Annotated in this window: 12 protein-coding genes; 2 read left to right on the forward strand and 10 right to left on the reverse strand. The window is 57.4% G+C overall.

Annotated elements, in window-relative coordinates:
- Position 1: 1 nt before the first annotated feature.
- From rlmN to AC0T7J_RS06910, 4 genes are all read right to left on the reverse strand, one after another.
- Positions 2–1171, reverse strand: a complete 1170-nt coding sequence (gene rlmN / locus AC0T7J_RS06895) for a dual-specificity RNA methyltransferase RlmN (RefSeq protein ID WP_473793037.1) — start codon at positions 1169–1171, stop codon at positions 2–4.
- 185 nt (positions 1172–1356) lie between these two features.
- Complete coding sequence (gene ndk, locus AC0T7J_RS06900; protein ID WP_473793039.1) at positions 1357–1788, reverse strand: nucleoside-diphosphate kinase; 432 nt, start codon at positions 1786–1788, stop codon at positions 1357–1359.
- A gap of 175 nt (positions 1789–1963) precedes the next feature.
- Positions 1964–4303: a peptidoglycan glycosyltransferase PbpC gene (gene pbpC, locus AC0T7J_RS06905; protein WP_473793040.1), complete on the reverse strand. Its 2340-nt coding sequence runs from the start codon at positions 4301–4303 to the stop codon at positions 1964–1966.
- Positions 4304–9199: an alpha-2-macroglobulin family protein gene (locus AC0T7J_RS06910; protein WP_473793042.1), complete on the reverse strand. Its 4896-nt coding sequence runs from the start codon at positions 9197–9199 to the stop codon at positions 4304–4306.
- 146 nt (positions 9200–9345) lie between these two features.
- Here AC0T7J_RS06910 and sseA point away from each other — a divergent pair, with 146 nt between their 5' ends.
- A complete protein-coding gene (sseA, locus tag AC0T7J_RS06915) occupies positions 9346–10188 on the forward strand; it encodes a 3-mercaptopyruvate sulfurtransferase (protein WP_473793044.1) in 843 nt (280 codons plus the stop codon).
- A 40-nt stretch (positions 10189–10228) separates the two neighbouring features.
- Here the strand turns inward: sseA and sseB are convergent, their stop codons facing one another.
- The 5 genes from sseB to trmJ all read right to left on the reverse strand — a co-directional run bounded on the left by sseB (position 10229) and on the right by trmJ (position 15117).
- Positions 10229–10993: an enhanced serine sensitivity protein SseB gene (sseB, locus tag AC0T7J_RS06920; protein WP_137230166.1), complete on the reverse strand. Its 765-nt coding sequence runs from the start codon at positions 10991–10993 to the stop codon at positions 10229–10231.
- A gap of 46 nt (positions 10994–11039) precedes the next feature.
- Entirely contained in the window at positions 11040–12326 is a 1287-nt protein-coding gene (gene pepB / locus AC0T7J_RS06925) for an aminopeptidase PepB (protein WP_039389617.1), read from the reverse strand.
- 161 nt (positions 12327–12487) lie between these two features.
- Entirely contained in the window at positions 12488–13648 is a 1161-nt protein-coding gene (locus tag AC0T7J_RS06930) for an IscS subfamily cysteine desulfurase (protein WP_473793047.1), read from the reverse strand.
- 88 nt (positions 13649–13736) lie between these two features.
- Positions 13737–14234 carry a Fe-S cluster assembly transcriptional regulator IscR gene (iscR, locus tag AC0T7J_RS06935; RefSeq protein WP_010257591.1) on the reverse strand — a complete coding sequence of 166 codons (498 nt, stop codon included), beginning with the start codon at positions 14232–14234 and terminating at the stop codon, positions 13737–13739.
- A gap of 130 nt (positions 14235–14364) precedes the next feature.
- On the reverse strand, positions 14365–15117 hold the full coding sequence (trmJ, locus tag AC0T7J_RS06940) for a tRNA (cytosine(32)/uridine(32)-2'-O)-methyltransferase TrmJ (RefSeq protein ID WP_473793049.1): 753 nt from the start codon (positions 15115–15117) through the stop codon (positions 14365–14367).
- Between the two features lie 132 nt (positions 15118–15249).
- Between trmJ and suhB the strand changes: the two genes are divergently transcribed.
- Positions 15250–16053 (forward strand): inositol-1-monophosphatase, encoded by an 804-nt coding sequence (suhB, locus tag AC0T7J_RS06945; protein WP_008926709.1) that lies wholly within the window; start codon positions 15250–15252, stop codon positions 16051–16053.
- A 76-nt stretch (positions 16054–16129) separates the two neighbouring features.
- Here the strand turns inward: suhB and AC0T7J_RS06950 are convergent, their stop codons facing one another.
- On the reverse strand, positions 16130–17143 hold the full coding sequence (locus tag AC0T7J_RS06950) for a TIGR04086 family membrane protein (protein WP_473793051.1): 1014 nt from the start codon (positions 17141–17143) through the stop codon (positions 16130–16132).
- Between the last annotated feature and the right edge of the window lie 111 nt (positions 17144–17254).

Below are 17254 nucleotides of genomic sequence, written 5' to 3' on the forward strand. Positions count from 1 at the left end.
TCTAGAGAGGCTTCACAGATATGGCTTCACCCGCCATTTTGATGCGCATTGTCCGCTTGGTGCGGTCGATGACTTCGCCGGCTAACTGACCGCAGGCGGCATCAATATCGTCGCCACGGGTTTTACGCACGATGGTGGTAAAACCGTAGTCCATCAGGACCTTGGAGAAACGATCGATGCGGCTGTTTGAGCTACGGCCATAAGGCGCGCCCGGGAAGGGGTTCCACGGGATCAGGTTGATTTTACACGGTGTTTCTTTCAGTAGTGCGGCAAGTTCATGCGCATCATCTGTGCTGTCATTGACGTGATCCAGCAACACGTACTCAATGGTCACGCGTCCCTGGTTGGCGTTGGATTTGCTAATATAGCGTTTCACCGCTGCCAGAAAAGTTTCGATATTGTACTTTTTGTTGATCGGCACGATGTCATCACGCAGCTTGTCATTCGCTGCATGCAGGGAAATCGCCAGCGCGACGTCAATCATATCACCCAGTTTGTCCAGCGCAGGCACCACACCCGAGGTGGAGAGGGTTACGCGACGCTTCGACAGACCAAAACCGAAGTCGTCCAGCATGATCTCCATCGCCGGGACCACGTTATTAAGGTTGAGCAGCGGCTCGCCCATGCCCATCATCACCACGTTGGTAATAGGACGCTGGCCGGTGATTTTCGCTGCGCCGACAATTTTCGCCGCACGCCACACCTGACCAATAATTTCTGACACCCGCAGGTTACGGTTAAAGCCCTGCTGTGCGGTCGAACAGAATTTACACTCCAGCGCACAACCCACCTGTGAAGAGACACAGAGCGTGGCACGGTCTCCTTCCGGGATATAGACCGTTTCCACCAGCTGGTCGCCCACGCGAATGGCCCATTTGATGGTGCCGTCGGTAGAGCGCATCTCTTCTGCCACTTCTGGCGCGCGGATCTCCGTCAGCTCCATCAGCCGGTTACGCAGCTTTTTGTTGATGTCGGTCATCTGCTCGAAGTCATCGCAGCAGTAGTGATAAATCCACTTCATGACCTGATCGGCGCGGAAAGGCTTTTCGCCCAGCGACAGGAAGAATTCGCGCATCTGCTGACGGTTGAGGTCCAGCAGGTTTATTTTCTGGCTTTTGGGGGAGACGACAATGGGGGATGCTGACGCGGACGTCATAATCTGTTCGGACATAATATTCTCTGGCCTCGTTGTTACACGTTATGGCGCTGTTCAGGGATAGATAAAAAATTGCGCCTTCATTAAGCTGAATCAATGAAGGCGCAATATTGTACAACATCTGCAGCCTGATAACAGGCGGGAGTGACCTCCCCTACGCAGATTTTTGTAAAGCCGCTGTAACGTTTATCGCCAGGCGATTAACGGGTACGTGGGCAGATTTCGTTTTCGCCAAAGAAATAAGCGATTTCGCGGGCAGCGGATTCAGCAGAATCTGAACCGTGCGTGGCGTTTTCGGTGAAGCTGTCAGCGTAGTCAGCACGCAGTGTGCCAGCCAGTGCGTTTGCCGGGTTAGTTGCACCCATCAGGTCACGGTGACGCTGAACCGCATTTTCACCTTCCAGCACGGAAACAACAACCGGGCCAGAGGTCATGAATTCAACCAGACCATCGAAGAATGGCTTGCCCTGGTGCTCAGCGTAAAAACCTTCAGCCTGCTCTTTGCTCAGCTGCAGCATTTTTGCGCCAACGATTTTGAAGCCAGCGCTTTCAAAACGGCTGTAGATAGCACCAATCACATTTTTAGCGACGGCGTTTGGCTTGATGATAGAAAAAGTACGTTCGATTGCCATGATGACCTCTGTCTTGACGTTCTGAAGAAACCGGTGGCGTCCGCCCCGGTTAAGAAACGGCGCCGATTATAGGGGCTGAGTCCGGCATTGCCTATCAGAGATCCCTAATTTATTGAAAATTCTTGATCTGAGTCGAAGCAGACGCGCCACCTTTATGATTTAGCCCAGAAAAGCGTCACCCCCGGCTGAAAGTGACCGAGACAAGTTGCCCCTCTTCATCCATCACCACCAGCTGATACTCGCCCGGATGATCGAGCTGCAGCGACAGGCTGTCTGCGGCGTTCTGCGTCATCAGAGGCTCACCATTCAGGAACCACCAGCGCTGTGCGCCCTGTCCTCCCTGCACCGCGACCGGCATCGTCAGCGTGCTCCTGCCCGGCAGCGGTCTGACGATTTGCCCCTCAATCACGCCGGTAACGATTAGCGGCGCGCTGCTGCCCTGCTGTAATGGCGGACACCGGGCATCAACAGGAGGCAGGCGTTGCGCCCGCCGCTCCTGTGGCGGCAGCCAGGCTTCCAGCGGCAGCGGCCAGACCAGCCGTTCATGGCGGGTGGCACCGGGGCAATCAGCTGCGACGCGCAGTCCCTGCGCATTCTGCCAGTAGCCCTGACGTAATCCACTGAGGCTCTCCTGGCCGGGAGCCAGCAGTGTCGGCGGCAGCGTGTCGGCGGCGACCCAGCTTTGCCGCCGCTGGCGACAGTTTTCGTCTCCGGCGGGCAACGGCTGACCGCCAGGCCAGCAAATGCTCGCCACCGTCACCGAGGCCGGGCGCGGATCGCCCGGAACGTCACGTCTGCCGAGGCGACTCATCAGCAGGCTGTTGATCTGATTCATGACGGGCACGGCAGAGGCAAAACCAAACTGCCCGGCAACCGGCGTGGCATCCGGTCTTCCGACCCAGACGCCAATCAGATAACGGGGATTGATACCCACCGACCAGGCGTCGCGGTAGCCATAGCTGGTGCCGGTTTTCCAGGCCAGTGGCACCACATCGGGTACGCTGCCATTGCCCGCGGGCTGCGCTTCCCCGGCCAGGATACGCCGGATGATCCACGCCGACTCAGGTGAAAGCAGCGGCCGCTGCTGTAAGGGTTGATCGGGCATCCAGCGCAGCTGGCCGGCGTTACCGTGGCGGGCAAAGGCGCTGTAGGCTGCCACGATCTCATCCATGCGCGCTCCGGTGCCGCCGAGAATCAGGGAAAGATTAGGTTCAGCGCCGGGGGGGAATCGTAAGTTGAGACCGACATTGCGCAGGCGCGCTGCGACGTTTTTCGGTCCCAGCGCCTCCAGAAGCTGCACAGCAGGCAGATTCAGCGACCGCACCAGCGCGTCACTGGCGCTGACCGGCCCGTGAAAGCCGGTATCGAAGTTGCCTGGCCGGTAATCACCAAAGCGACGCGGCACATCCTGCAGCAGTGATTCGGCATGAATCAGCCCCTCATCCAGCGCCATGCCGTAAATAAAGGGTTTTAACACCGAGCCTGGCGAACGCACGCTGGCGATCATATCTACATGGCCAAAACGGCTGTCATCGGTAAAGTCAGCCGAGCCGACGTAGCCGCGAACCGCCATGGTGGTGTGATCCACCACCAGCATCGCCAGCGAGGTGCGTGGAGGAAGCTGATTTTTAACATTCAGCGCCAGGCTTTCCATTTCGCGCTGCAGGGAGGGGTCAAGCGTAGAGACAATCTTATCGCTGTGGCTGATCGACAGCAGCCGCCGGGCCAGCAGCGGCGCCATCTGTGGCATCTGGCGCGGCGGCAGCCACACTGGTTCCTGACGGATTTCCGCCACCTGTTCAGGGGACCAGATGCGGTATTCCGCCAGCCGATCCAGCACTTTGTTGCGTGCGGCTTCTGCCCGCTCCGGCCAGCGATCGGGCCGCAGACGGCTGGGTGCCTGCGGCAAAACCGCCAGCAGCGCCGCCTCGCCCGGCGTCAGCTGTGACGGGGCTTTTCCCAGCCAGCTCCAGCTTGCCGCGCCCACCCCTTCCAGCGTGCCGCCAAAGGGCGCACGGTTAAGATAGAGCGTCAGGATGTCACGTTTGGAAAGATGCCACTCCAGCTGCAGCGCCCGCCACGCCTGAATCATCTTGCCGCGCAGCGTCCGGGGTTGCGGGTCGATAAGGCGTGCCACCTGCATGGTCAGCGTGCTGCCGCCGGAAATCACGCTCTGATGGCGCAAATCCTGCCAGGCGGCGCGCAGCAGCGCCAGGGGATTGATGCCGGGGTGATACCAGAACCAGCGATCTTCGTAGGTCAGCAGCGCCTGCAGATAGGCCGGAGCCACCTCCTCTGGCGTGACCGGATAGCGCCAGATCCCCTTGCTGTCAGCAAAGCGCCATAATGGTGTACCGTCGCTGGCAACAATCACCCGCGCAGGCTGCACCTGTTTAAGCGGCAGCGGGAAAAGCCGATCCAGCCCCCATGTCGCCAGCCACAGCGCCAGAAAAAAAAGCGGCAGCGCGAGCCACCACTTTTTGATGCTGCTGACGTTTACCACGCGTCGCGTCACTTACTGAATATGCAGCTGCGACGGCGTGCTGCCGGTGGCGCGCCACTCCGGCACATACATCGACTCGACCTGCGGTGGTGGCATCAGATAGCGACCCGGTGTGACCGCCCGCGCCAGGTAGACCAGCGTCGCGGGACGATAAGTATCCACCGCCAGTGCCGCCACAAAGCGATCGTCACGGAACTCAATGTGTCTGATGTCAGCCTGCTGCATGTCGCCCATGCTCTCCTTCAGCGCATCCGCACTGTCGCCGAGGCTGGCGCTGCTGTCTGCCAGGTTCTGGTTTTCCAGTTCCAGACCGGCAGGCAGCAGATCTACCACCAGCGCATCGGTGATGCTGCGCGTCGACGAAACGGTCAGACGCACCACCAGCAACTCGCCACTGCGCAGATTGCTGAGATCGGCGGCTTTGCCATCCAGCGTAAAGTATTCACGTTTTATCCCGAGCACATTGCTCTCCGGCTGTGGCGCGGCCAGCGGATAACCGGTGACATCCAGACGACCATACAGCGGCGCACTGCCCGGATTACTGATGGCTAAGCCTTGCAACAGTCCATCAGCCCCCAGCCCTTTATTCAGTGGCGCATCACCCTGCAGAGGCTGTGCATTGCCCGACAGCTGCGCCTGCCAGCTTCCGCCCTGCGAACGCTGCAGCGTATGCGCCGCTAAATAGAGCGCGTTATTCTCCTGAGTCGAGAACCAGCGCTTGCCGTTGACCTCTTTTGACAGCGACAGCAGCAGACTATTCTGCAAATCAGGCTGCAGCTTATTCTCTGCTAACAGGGCTATCATCATCCCCTGATCGCGCACCGTGCTGCCATAGTCGCCATACCACTCTTTATCTGAGCGCGTCAGACTGGCACCCTGCATGATCGCAAGCGATGCACGCTGCCCATCACCCATCAGCTTCAGCGCCACGCCAAGCTGCATCAGCGCCAGGCCGGAGCGGGCCTTTTCACGCTTTTCATACAAGGCGCGCAGCGCACCCAGCGGCGCACGTTGCTGACGTGCCAGCACCAGTCCGGCGTAAGCCTGCACGCTGAACTGCAGCGCGGCGTTGTTATCACTGCCGCCGCCGCTGATCTGCGCGGGATCCTGCAGATAGCGCAGCAGCCGTGCGTTAGCGCGCTCAACTACGTTATCCGGTAGCGCATAGCCCGCCTCGCTGGCGCGAAGCAGGAAATCGGTCACGTAAGGGGTCAGCCAGAACGCCTCCTCACTCTGTTTGTCCCACAGCCCAAAGCTACCGTTGGCCCGCTGCATGCCCGCCAGACGGGCAATGCCGGTGTCAACGGCGGCCCGGCGCGCCTCATCACTGCTGGTTTTTATCCCCATCGCGGTCAGCTCAGCATGGCTGGTGTAGAGCGACGGCCAGAGGCCGCTGGTGGTCTGTTCCAGACAGCCGTAGGGATAGGCATAAAGCGCACTGATATAGCTGGCGATATTGAGCGGCGGACGATTGCTCAGCGTCAGCTGTCCACTCAGGGTCTGAGCATCCAGCCCGGTAAACGCGGCTGCCGCGACCTGCCAGGGCTGATCGGGATTGATGACGGCATCGAAATTCAGCGTCCGGGCCGGATAAGGTGGCCTGACGCCGATTTTCCACTGCTGTTTGCCGGGCTTCACCTGCTCGCCCGGCAGGTTCAGACCGGAAATCTGCACGGCGACCTCGCCATCACCAAAGCCGGTTTTCGCCGTGACCGGAATCTGAAGTGTGGTACGTGCGCCTTTGGCCAGCGTCACGCTCTGGCTGGCAGCCCCGGCCAGAGCCACTAAGCCACTGCTGCTCAGATCCACCTTCAGGGTTTGCGGCAGATCGGTCAGGTTAGTGAGATCCAGCGCCAGTGAGGCTGTATCGCCGCTGGCAAGAAAGCGTGGGGTGGCCAGTTCGCTGATCAGCGGCGCCGCAACAACCAGTTTGCGTTCGGCCGCGCCGAAGCTGTCATCGCTCCAGGCCTGGGTCATCAGCCGCAGTTCACCGTTAAAGGCCGGGATCGGCAGCGTAATCGACCCGTTGCCCTGTTTATCCAGCGTCACCGCCTGTAACTGCTGCGCCACGATATTGACGTGCGTCACCGGCTTTTTGCCGCCGCGCGTCATCGATTCATCCTCGCCATCACCACCAAAACGCAGCGCCGCGAGCCGGCCACCGCCTTCGATCAGTTGACCAAAGACGTCGTACTGATCGACGTTGTAGCGTTTACGGCCAAAGAAAGCCTGCCACGGATCGGGCGTTTTATAATCCGTCACGCTCAGTACGCCGCTGTCCACCGCTGACAGCAGCACATTCACTTTTTCTGGCAGCGGACCGCCGTCACGACTGGCGTGAACTTTAACCGTCAGAAGTTGCTCAGGACGGATTTTATCGGGCGCATCCAGCGTCAGATTTAAGCGGCGCGCCTCCGTCGCCATCGGCAGATGCAACAGCCCTACCGCGCGTTTTGGCGTTGCGCCACTGACCTTATCGCCGTCACGCACCACGATGGCGCTGAAGTAGAGATCGTGACGCTGCCAGCTCTCAGCAACAGGGACATCCACCGTTGTACCGCCCTCAGGTACGGTCAGTGGCTGCCACCAGAGCGTGCCACTGCTCGACTCCACCATCAGGTAACCTTTACCGGCCGCCGGTGACTCAACCTGCAGATGCACGGTATCGCCCGGCTGATAAGCGGCTTTGTCCAGCTTCAGTCTGACCTGATCCGGGCGCAATGCACCCGTGCCGTTGGTATTATCCTGCCAGTCATAACCGGACTGGAACCGCACGCTGCTGACGATCTTCTCGCCCGCCTGCACTTCGAGCCGGTAGTGGCCCCACTCGACCGGGAAGCTGACTTTGGTGCTGCCATCAGCCGGGACAGAGATGACGCGTTCATCTTCCTGCAGATCCTTGTCGCTATACTGCGACTGCCAGCCTTCGCTGTCAGAGAAGCTCCAGTAGTAATCATGGCGTTCACGGATCAGGCGAACATCCAGCTTCTCTGCCGCCAGTTTTTTGCCCTGACTGTTGGCATAGACAATGTCGAATTCGGCCAGGCTCTGTTCCGGCACGGTCGGCTCATCGTGATAGCTGTCACTGCGGTAGTCATAAACCGCCTTGTTACCAAACAGCGGCCGGATACCTGGCAGCGCTTCAGCGGGCCAGATGGCCTGGGTGGCACGACGGGTGACCGGCCGGCCGCCGGTCTCCAGCAGGCTGGCCTGCAGGATCAGATTGAGCGGGGAGTGAAGCTGATCCCACTGATTCTCTACCGTGAGTTGTGCTTTACCGCTGGCGTCGAGCTTGAGATCCACCTCATCCAGCGTGCGCTTTAACCCCTCTTCGGTAATGTCACCAAACTGGTAGCCTGGCAGTGCTGTCACCGCCTCGCGTGCTGGTCGCAGATAGAGTTGACCCTGTAGCGTGTTACCTGATGCTGGGGCGCCATAGAGATAGCGCCCCTCAATACCGAACTCAACACTGGCATCAGCGGCCTGTGGCTGAGGGTCGTTTTTCAGGGTTAACGCCATACGCTCCGGCAGAAAATCTTCGACGTGAAACTTCCACTCGCGCTTAAGGTTATCGCCGGTATTGAGCCGCAGCAGCCAGTCGCCGGTCATGGCCGACGCGGGCAGCGCCAGTCGCTGCTGGTAGAATCCTGCTTCAGGCTGCCAGACAAAAGTCCGCATCACCTGGCCATCCGGCTGCACCAGCTCTGCTTTGATCGGCTGCGCAGGCAACGGGTGTCCGTCGGCATCGCGAAGCAGCGCATTCACGATGACCGTTTCGCCAGGACGATAGATATCGCGTGGACCAAAAACAAACAGCTGTTTGTCGTAGCCCTGCGGCCCGGCGACCGGGAATTCAGCGAGATCCAGCGCCGGACGCGCCAGGTCGATCATTGAGGTCTGCTCTCCCTGAATTGCCAGCAGGAGCTTGCCTTTTTCATCCGCCTTGAGGCTCAGATGACCGGTGCTGTCACTGGTGCCGCTTTGCAGCACCTGCCCCTTATCATCCAGTAACCTGACGCTGACTCCGGAAAGTGGCTGACCGTCTGCCAGACTCTGGGCGAACAGTTCAAACCGGGTCGGGAAGCGATGCAGTGACAGGCCAATATCGCTCAGGGTGAAAAGCGTGGCGGGCTGGCTGTAGCGATAAGTACCGGCCTGCTTCATCACCGCCAGATAGACACCCGGCTGCTGAAGTGCGGTAATGTCACGCATCGGCAGCTGCAGTTTTTCACGCGTGTTACGCGCCGGGTTGAGCTCGAAGCGTCCGCTATAGACCAGCTGGCTGCTTTTCAGCAGCTCCTGCGACTGCCAGCTTGAGAGGTTGTTGCCGTAATTCCACTGCGAGAGAAATTCCGCCAGGCCGGCATTCTTTATCCGAAAGAAATCGACATCGACCTGGTCAACATTCAGCGCCAGCACCGGCAGTCCCTGGGTGATACGCAGCGGCAGCAGTGAACCGCGACTGGCAAAGCCCACCATCGGCTGGATATCACGGGTGGCGATTTTCTGGCTGTAATCGGCGGCAAGCGTCTCACCGCTGGCTGCGCGCAGTCCCGCATCCACCGCGACGGTGAAGTGACGCGACGGCTCGGGATGGCGGAAGCGCAACGTTTTGCGGTTAGCAGAAAGCTCCCAGCCGCCATCCACCCGGCCCTGTTTATCGTCGGTCAGCCTGACTTTTTGCGCGATATCCTGTTTATCATCCAGCGGCTGACTGAAGGTTAAGACCAGCGCAGCGGCACCATCGATCTGCAGTTCCGAGAGATCGATAATTGTCAGCGGTTTGCTGACCTGGGCGGTTGCGGGTGCTTCTGCCGCCTGGAGAGGCAAAACAGGTAACAGGGTCGCTGACAGCAGCGAGCCACCGATCAGCATGCTGAGCAGCAGCCGGGTATTGCGTTTCTTCATGGTAGTTCCTTCACCGGGACGCAGGGAGTGTCGTTTGATGACGCCGCGCAATTTCATATCAATGCTCGCATTTAATCAACGCTTCTCTTGAGATGGTGCGCACATTCCCTGACACTGGTATGACAGATTGCTGATATGAGGTTGTTATGACGACGCCACTGTTTGTGTCCGCCGACTGGTTACAAGAGCACTACAACGATGAGCGGCTTCAGGTGCTGGATGCACGTTTGTTGCCACCCGGGATGGAAGCGGTCCGCGATGTCCTGGCCGAATATCTGGCGGGTCATTTACCCGACGCCCCTTACTTCGATATTGAAGCGCTTTCCGATCACACCAGCCCTTACCCCCATATGCTGCCCCGCGCCGAAAGTTTTGCCGTCGCGATGCGTGAACTGGGTGTCAGCAGTGATAAGCACCTGGTGGTGTATGACGAAGGTAATCTCTTTTCTGCCCCACGCGCCTGGTGGATGCTGAAAACCTTTGGTGTGGCTCAGGTGTCGATTCTGGCCGGGGGCTTGCAGGGCTGGAAAGAAGCCGGTTTTGCGCTGGCAACCGGCGACGTAAATCTGCCGGAAGGTGAGTTTGAGGCCCACGCGGATGAAAGCCGGGTGAAACGCCTGACGGACGTACTGCTGATCAGCCATGAAGGTGGCGCACAAATTATTGATGCGCGTCCTGCCAATCGCTTTAACGCCGAAGTAGATGAGCCGCGTCCCGGATTGCATCGTGGCCATATTCCCAACAGCCTGAACGTGCCGTGGAACAGCCTGGTTGAACAGGGAAAACTCAAGCCGGAGGCGGAACTTCAGACGCTGTTTGCCGACGCAGGCGTCGATATTACCCAACCGGTGGTCGCCAGCTGTGGCTCAGGCGTGACGGCGGTGGTGGTGATTCTGGCGCTGACGGCGCTGGGCGCACGGGATGTCACGCTGTATGACGGATCCTGGGGCGAATGGGGCAGTCGCGACGACTTACCTATCGCGAAATAAAAAACAGGCGGCCCGTGAGCCGCCTGTTTATTTTGTTGTCTCAGATAATCCGTTCACTGCCCTTGAAGTCGCGCAGGAAACTGCCCCAGCGACGCTCGTAGAATGGCGTGATATGGGCGGTAAAAAAGTGGCTGATGCCGCGATCGTTCAGCGTCACCTCACAGATATCAACCGGCGCATCGTCCGGCAGCGTATCGGTTGCCACGCTGCCCGCCGCCTGAATGATCGTCTCAATGTTGCTGTCCGCTTCAATGCCAATCAGCAGATTGGGCGCTTCGTCAGCCCGCTCACGGATACTGGCGATAAACGCGCGACGCACCTGCTTATGCTTAGTGAAGAGCTGAGTCAGTGAGTCGATCATCTGCGCAGGGGGTTCAGCCACCTCAGACAGCAAGAGTGACTGTCCGCCTTCCAGCACGGTTTGCTGGCTTAGCGCACTGCCCTCTTCAGCCAGCAGATGGGTGATCTCGGCCGCAGTAAACTCTTTACCGGAAGGCAGTTTGGGATTGAGAAACAGCGTCTCGCCGCGCGTAATCTCAAACAGCGTCCGTACCGGCAGACGCAGCCAGGACTGCTCACCGCTCACCGCTTCACTCATCGCCTCTTCTGACGTGAAAAAAGGAATGATGCTGCTGCCATCCTCTTTTTCCCAGTGCTGCAGATCAACGGGCGTGCTGGCATCCAGCTGTTGCGTGGTGCTTTCACCTGGCACCCACGCATCAGATTCCAGCAGCAGCTGAAAAAATTCGGGCCTGTGAGCTGGCTCAGTGGCCGCCAGCTTCAGCACCTCTTCAAGACGGTTCATAGTTTTCCTCTGAACAGCGGCGGCATCAGCCACCGCTGAGATCGGCTTATTTCAGTAACAGATTGGCGAGGGTACGCACGCCAAGACCTGTTGCACCCGCCGCCCACTGGTCAACTGCGCCTTTGCGATAGGTCGCGGAGCAGTCGATATGCAGCCAGCCCTGCTGATAGTTACTGACGAAGTGTGACAGGAACGCTGCCGCGCTGCTGGCACCCGCCGCATGTGACGGGCTGGCGATGTTATTGAGATCGGCGAAGTTAGACGGCAGATGGCTGCGATGGAATTCGGCCAGCGGCAGACGCCAGAAAGGTTCGTTCTCACTCACCGCGCTGCCCATCAGCGACTGTGCCATCACATCATCAAAGGTAAACAGCGCATGGTAATCGTTACCCAGCGCCGTCTTAGCCGCACCGGTCAGCGTGGCAGCATCGATGATCATCGTCGGGTTCTGCTCGCTGGCGTCGATTAAACCGTCGGCCAGGACCAGACGCCCTTCTGCATCGGTGTTCATCACTTCCACCGATTTACCGTTGCGATAGCGAATGATGTCGCCCAGTTTAAAGGCGTTGCTGCTGACCATGTTATCGGCACAGCAGAGGTAAAGTTTGACGCGCTTGTTAAGACCGCGCGAAATTGCCATGGCCAGCGCGCCGGTGACGGTCGCCGCCCCGCCCATGTCAGATTTCATTGAGTCCATGAAGCTGCTCTGCTTCAGGCTGTAGCCACCGGTATCAAAGGTGATGCCTTTACCGACCAGACAGGCGTAGACCGGGGCATCGTCGTCGCCAGTCGGGTTGTAATCGAGCGCCAGAAATACCGGCGGACGATTTGAACCGCGTCCAACGGTGTGCAGGCCCATATACCCCTGTACCCGCAGATCGTCGCCTTTGGTGATGCGATAGCTGACGGCGCTGCCGCCCACTTCACTGATCAGATCGACTGCATTGTGTGCCAGCTGTTCTGGCCCAAGATCTTCCGCAGGCAGGTTAATAACGTTGCGAACCCAGTCGATAATTTTCAGACGGCGATCAAACTCCGCCTGCTCATGTTCGCCCAGCGCCGGCCACTCAACCTGACGCTGGCCTTTCGGACCACGGAAGCCCTGCCAGAATGCCCAGCACTGCTCAAGGTGCCAGCCTTCGCCGGTCAGCGCCACATGGCGGATCCCCTGGCTGTCGATTTTATGCGCCGCACGCTGAATGCTATTCAGCGCATCCGCGCCGGTCAGATGCAGTGTCATGCCGCTGTCGTTGCTGCTGAGAATCGCTTTTTCGCCCCAGCGCGCATCGGCGGGCTGGCTGCTAAGCGTAATATTCATGGGTTGTGTGGTCATCGAAAAGCTCCATAATCGTTATCTGTTTCATCCAGCCTGATTGTTATAACGGCTTTAATAAGATGTTAAATATAATTCGCAGAGAGACCTGATAACAGATTCCGTCAGGTGTTGCCAGCGAAGTGCAAATATAGGCGCAATTTCCGGACTATGACCGGGTATCAGGATTTCATTAAGGCCCGCAGACGGGTCACTGATTTCTGCACCAGGGCAATGGCGTAGTCGATCTCTTCCTCGGTTGTGAAGCGTCCCAGCGAGAAGCGCAGCGAACTGTGCGCCAGCTCTTCACTCAGGCCCAGCGCCCGCAATACATAGGAAGGCTCCAGGCTGGCGGAGGTGCAGGCCGAGCCGGAAGAGAGCGCCAGATCTTTCAGCGCCATGATCAGTGATTCACCCTCAACGTCAGCAAAACTGAGGTTAAGAATGTTCGGTGCGCTCTGATGCAGATCGCCATTGAGGGTGACGTCTGGCAGTGTGCTGATGCCCTGCCACAGGCGATCGCGCAGAGTCTGCAGCCGCGCCATCTCGGTTTCGCGCGCTTCTGCTGCGATACGATACGCCTCGCCCATGCCGACAATCTGATGCACCGGCAATGTCCCGGATCGCATACCGCGCTCATGTCCGCCGCCGTGGATCTGCGCAGCAATCTGCACACGCGGTTTGCGCCGGACATAGAGTGCGCCGATGCCTTTCGGGCCATAGAGTTTGTGGGCAGAAAAGGACATCAAATCAACCGGTAACTGGCTGAGATCAATCGGCAGCTTGCCGACGCTCTGGGTCGCATCCACATGAAACAGAATCTCACGTTCGCGGCAGAGTTCGCCAAAGGCGGCGATATCCTGAATCACCCCGGTTTCATTATTAACGTGCATCAGGGTGACTAAAATCGTGTCGTCGCGCAGCGCCGCACGCAGCTGGTCAGGCGAAATAATGCCGTTAGCCGCCGGGGTGAGATAAGTGACAGCAAAGCCTTCGCGCTCAAGCTGCTGGCAGCTATCAAGCACCGCTTTGTGTTCTGTCTGGCTGGTGATGATATGTTTGCCGCGCGCCTGATGGGCGTGAGCTGCGCCTTTAATCGCGAGGTTATCGGATTCAGTGGCGCCTGAGGTAAAGATGATTTCACGCGGATCGGCATTGACCAGTTCGGCGATCTGATTACGCGCAACATCAACCGCTTCTTCAGACTGCCAGCCAAAACGGTGCGATCGCGAGGCCGGATTACCGAACGTGCCATCCAGCGTCAGAAACTGCATCATTTTGCTGGCCACACGCGGATCGGCCGGCGTGGTGGCGGCGTAATCCAGGTAAATCGGTAATTTCATTGCGCTACAGCTCCGTATAAAAAATCATACGTCTTTATAGCAGATTCGGCCCTGACCGCGTTAGCAGTAAGGGCCGCAACAGCGGGGATTACGAGGCGCGTTGATTGACGTTAATTTCCTGCGTGCGCGGACTCTGGAAGCGACGATTATCAATCGCATTCTGACGATCGGCTACATCCAGGATCTCCTGATTATTCACCAGCTCAGCCAGTGTAATATTGTTCAGGAAGTCACTGATGCGCACGCTCAGATCGCGCCACAGCACGTGAGTCAGGCAACGCTCGCCGCCCTGGCAGCCTTCTTTGCCCTGACATTTGGTGGCATCAACAGACTCATCAACGGCGGTGATCACTTCACCGACAGAGATGGTATTAGACGCTTTACCCAACAGATAACCGCCGCCCGGACCACGTACGCTGGACACCAGCTCATTTTTACGCAATCGGGAGAATAACTGCTCCAGATAGGAGAGCGAAATGCCCTGACGCTCTGAAATATCAGCCAGCGGGACCGGGCCTTCATGGGAGTGAAGGGCAACGTCCAGCATTGCAGTAACGGCATAACGTCCTTTGGATGTCAGTCTCATAGCGTACGACCTCAATAGCGTCCGGTTATCGGAGGATTAGCAACAGATGCTCTGAAGTCTGCCATTCCCGAGTAAATTGGTCAACTATTTAACCTGGTAAATTAGTCAGGTATTTAACCTGGTAATTTACTCAACTATTATCTGCTTCTTTTTTATCATTTTTTCGCTTTTCAAACGACGAAAGCATGCCGCGCAGGATGTTCAGCTCATCGCGTTCCGGGCGGGCGCGGGTGTAAAGACGGCGCAGTTTGCTCATCACCTGGCCAGGAGTGGCTTCACGGATAAAGCCGCTGTTCAGCATCATCTGTTCCATATGCTGATAGAAGCGCTCCAGGTCATCCACCAGTGGATAAGGTGACTCTTCATACTGCGGCGGCGGGCTGGCCTGCTCCTGCGCCTGTAACCATGCCATACGCACTTCATAGGCGATAATCTGTACGGCCATCGCCAGGTTCAGCGAGCTGTATTCCGGGTTTGCCTGAATCGCGACATGATAGTGGCACTTCTGCAACTCGTCATTGGTCAGGCCGACACGTTCACGTCCAAATACCAGCGCCACCGGTGCCTGCTGGCCCTCTTCCACGCTTTTCACGCCGCATTCGCGCGCATCCAGCATCGGCCACGGCAGCGAGCGGGAACGTGCGCTGGTGCCGACCACCAGACTGCATCCGGCAATGGCCTCATCCAGCGAGTCGACAATTTTTGCATCGCCGATAACGTCGCTGGCACCGGCCGCGAGTGAGATAGCCTGTGAGTCAGGCTTGACCAGCGGGTTAACCAGATAGAGGTTGGTTAAGCCCATGGTTTTCATGGCGCGCGCAACGGAGCCCATGTTACCGGTGTGAGAAGTCTCGACCAGCACGATACGAATATTTTGCAACATGATTAGGGATACTCAGAAACGGGTCAGTAAAATCAGTAGAGAGAATATTAACATAAAGCAGGACATTTACCGAACACGCTGCTATACTCCGCGCCGTTTTCCCCGTTCTTTAACATCCAGCGAGAGATACCGATGCATCCAATGCTCAACATTGCCGTGCGCGCAGCGCGCAAGGCCGGAAATTTAATTGCCAAATATTATGAAACCCCGGACGCCGTCGAAGCCAGCCAGAAAGGCAGCAACGACTTCGTAACGAATGTTGACCGCGAAGCAGAACGCCTGATTATCGAAATTATTCGTAAATCTTACCCAAAACATACCATCATCACCGAAGAAAGCGGTGAACTGGCGGGCGAAGATCAGGATGTTCAATGGGTTATCGATCCGCTGGATGGCACCTCAAACTTCATCAAACGTTTACCCCACTTTGCTGTTTCTATCGCTGTGCGCATTAAAGGCCGCACTGAAGTCGCCGTCGTTTACGATCCAATGCGCAATGAACTCTTCACCTCTTCACGCGGTCAGGGCGCTCAGCTGAATGGCTATCGTCTGCGTGGCAGCACGGCACGCGATCTGGATGGCACCGTTCTGGCGACCGGCTTCCCGTTCAAAATGAAGCAGCACGCGCCGGCTTACATGAATATCATGACCAAACTCTTTACCCAGTGTGCTGACTTCCGCCGCACCGGTTCTGCTGCGCTGGATCTGGCCTATGTGGCTGCCGGTCGCGTAGATGGCTATTTTGAGATTGGCCTGAAGCCGTGGGATTTTGCGGCAGGTGAACTGCTGGTCCGTGAAGCGGGCGGTCTGGTGACCGACTTCACCGGCAACCACGGTTATCTGCTGTCAGGTAATCTGGTCGCGGGCAACCCACGTGTGGTGAAATCGATGCTGTCGAACATGCGTGATGAGCTGAGCGAAGCGTTAAAACGTTAAGTTCTGGTGCTAAGGTACAGTAAAGAAAAAGGCGGCTTCTCAGCCGCCTTTTTTATTGCCTGTTACTCAGTGATGATTAACGACGTTCGTGTGACAGCACCTGACGAGGCTGAGTACGACGACCTACCATGCCCATCACGCCTGCCAGCACGGCTTCGATGATCAGCAGAATCAGGGCATACCAGCTTGCTTTCGCAGTTGCGGCAGCGGCTTTTTCACCGGCTTCACGCGCTTTCTGTTCAGCCTGCTGTTTCAGTTCCTGATACTTCTGAACGGCCTGCTGATAGCTCTGTTCAGTTTTGGCCACGATCTGATCCACTTCCTGATCGCTTTTGCCGGTGCGCGCTTTGATAATATTTTTCAGCGCGTCACGATCGGCTGCCTGCAGGGTATCTGAATGACGATCCATCACCCCTTTTAACCAGTTAGCCAGGTCAGTATCCGCTGTCTGTGGATGGTTTGCGGTGTTGTCAGCCTGGTTCTCAGCATTCTGCGCTTCGTTATTTGCATCCTGCTTTAAGTTCTCTGGCTGTAATTCTGGTTTACCGGTCTGACGTAAAGTCGTTTCCAGTTCGTTCTGCAGGTTATCTAAATTAATATTACTCTCCTGCAGTTTATCTTTTGCCATTTGGGTAACGGATGGCGCAGCGGCGGAAATACCACTACCCAGCGCCTGGAAGCCTGAGCCCACAATATTCATCGCGCCGCCTAATACACTGGTCGCCAGCGCAATAGCCAGGTAAATAGTGAAAATTGTACTAAGGCCAAACATCAGTAACCCGTGCAGTGCGCCTTCGCGCTGAGCCAGTCGGCCTGCAACATAACTACCTGCTGCCATCGCGACCAGCATTTCAATAGCAGTCCAGACCAGCGCGCCAGTGCCCAGGCCGTCGAGTGGATTCTGTTCTTTCATCGGATCAATGGTGGTGGCACCAATGGCGGTTCCCAGCAGCGTCAGAATGATGTGAACGATTAACGCACAAATGACACCGGCAAATACGGCGCTCCAGGAAATACGTTTTAACGGCAATCCAGCAGGCCCGGTCGCCAGCGTTTCGGTGTAGCCGTTATTAATACGGGTATCAGCCATGAAATATACTCCTCGCAATAAACAGAAAGCGGTCTTGATCTTTTATCATCCCGACGGCGGAATGCCGTTTTGATATTATCAGCGTAGACAGGGAATAGTCATTTCACCACT

Source organism: Pantoea sp. E956-1, assembly GCF_982223955.1.

Bases quoted from the DNA above. Each gene is read 5' to 3' on its own strand.
- rlmN (WP_473793037.1), bottom strand. From the start codon at position 1,171: ATGTCCGAACAGATTATGACGTCCGCGTCAGCATCCCCCATTGTCGTC.
- ndk (WP_473793039.1), bottom strand. From the start codon at position 1,788: ATGGCAATCGAACGTACTTTTTCTATCATCAAGCCAAACGCCGTCGCT.
- AC0T7J_RS06910 (WP_473793042.1), bottom strand. From the start codon at position 9,199: ATGAAGAAACGCAATACCCGGCTGCTGCTCAGCATGCTGATCGGTGGC.
- sseA (WP_473793044.1), top strand. From the start codon at position 9,346: ATGACGACGCCACTGTTTGTGTCCGCCGACTGGTTACAAGAGCACTAC.
- sseB (WP_137230166.1), bottom strand. From the start codon at position 10,993: ATGAACCGTCTTGAAGAGGTGCTGAAGCTGGCGGCCACTGAGCCAGCT.
- pepB (WP_039389617.1), bottom strand. From the start codon at position 12,326: ATGACCACACAACCCATGAATATTACGCTTAGCAGCCAGCCCGCCGAT.
- AC0T7J_RS06930 (WP_473793047.1), bottom strand. From the start codon at position 13,648: ATGAAATTACCGATTTACCTGGATTACGCCGCCACCACGCCGGCCGAT.
- iscR (WP_010257591.1), bottom strand. From the start codon at position 14,234: ATGAGACTGACATCCAAAGGACGTTATGCCGTTACTGCAATGCTGGAC.
- trmJ (WP_473793049.1), bottom strand. From the start codon at position 15,117: ATGTTGCAAAATATTCGTATCGTGCTGGTCGAGACTTCTCACACCGGT.
- suhB (WP_008926709.1), top strand. From the start codon at position 15,250: ATGCATCCAATGCTCAACATTGCCGTGCGCGCAGCGCGCAAGGCCGGA.
- AC0T7J_RS06950 (WP_473793051.1), bottom strand. From the start codon at position 17,143: ATGGCTGATACCCGTATTAATAACGGCTACACCGAAACGCTGGCGACC.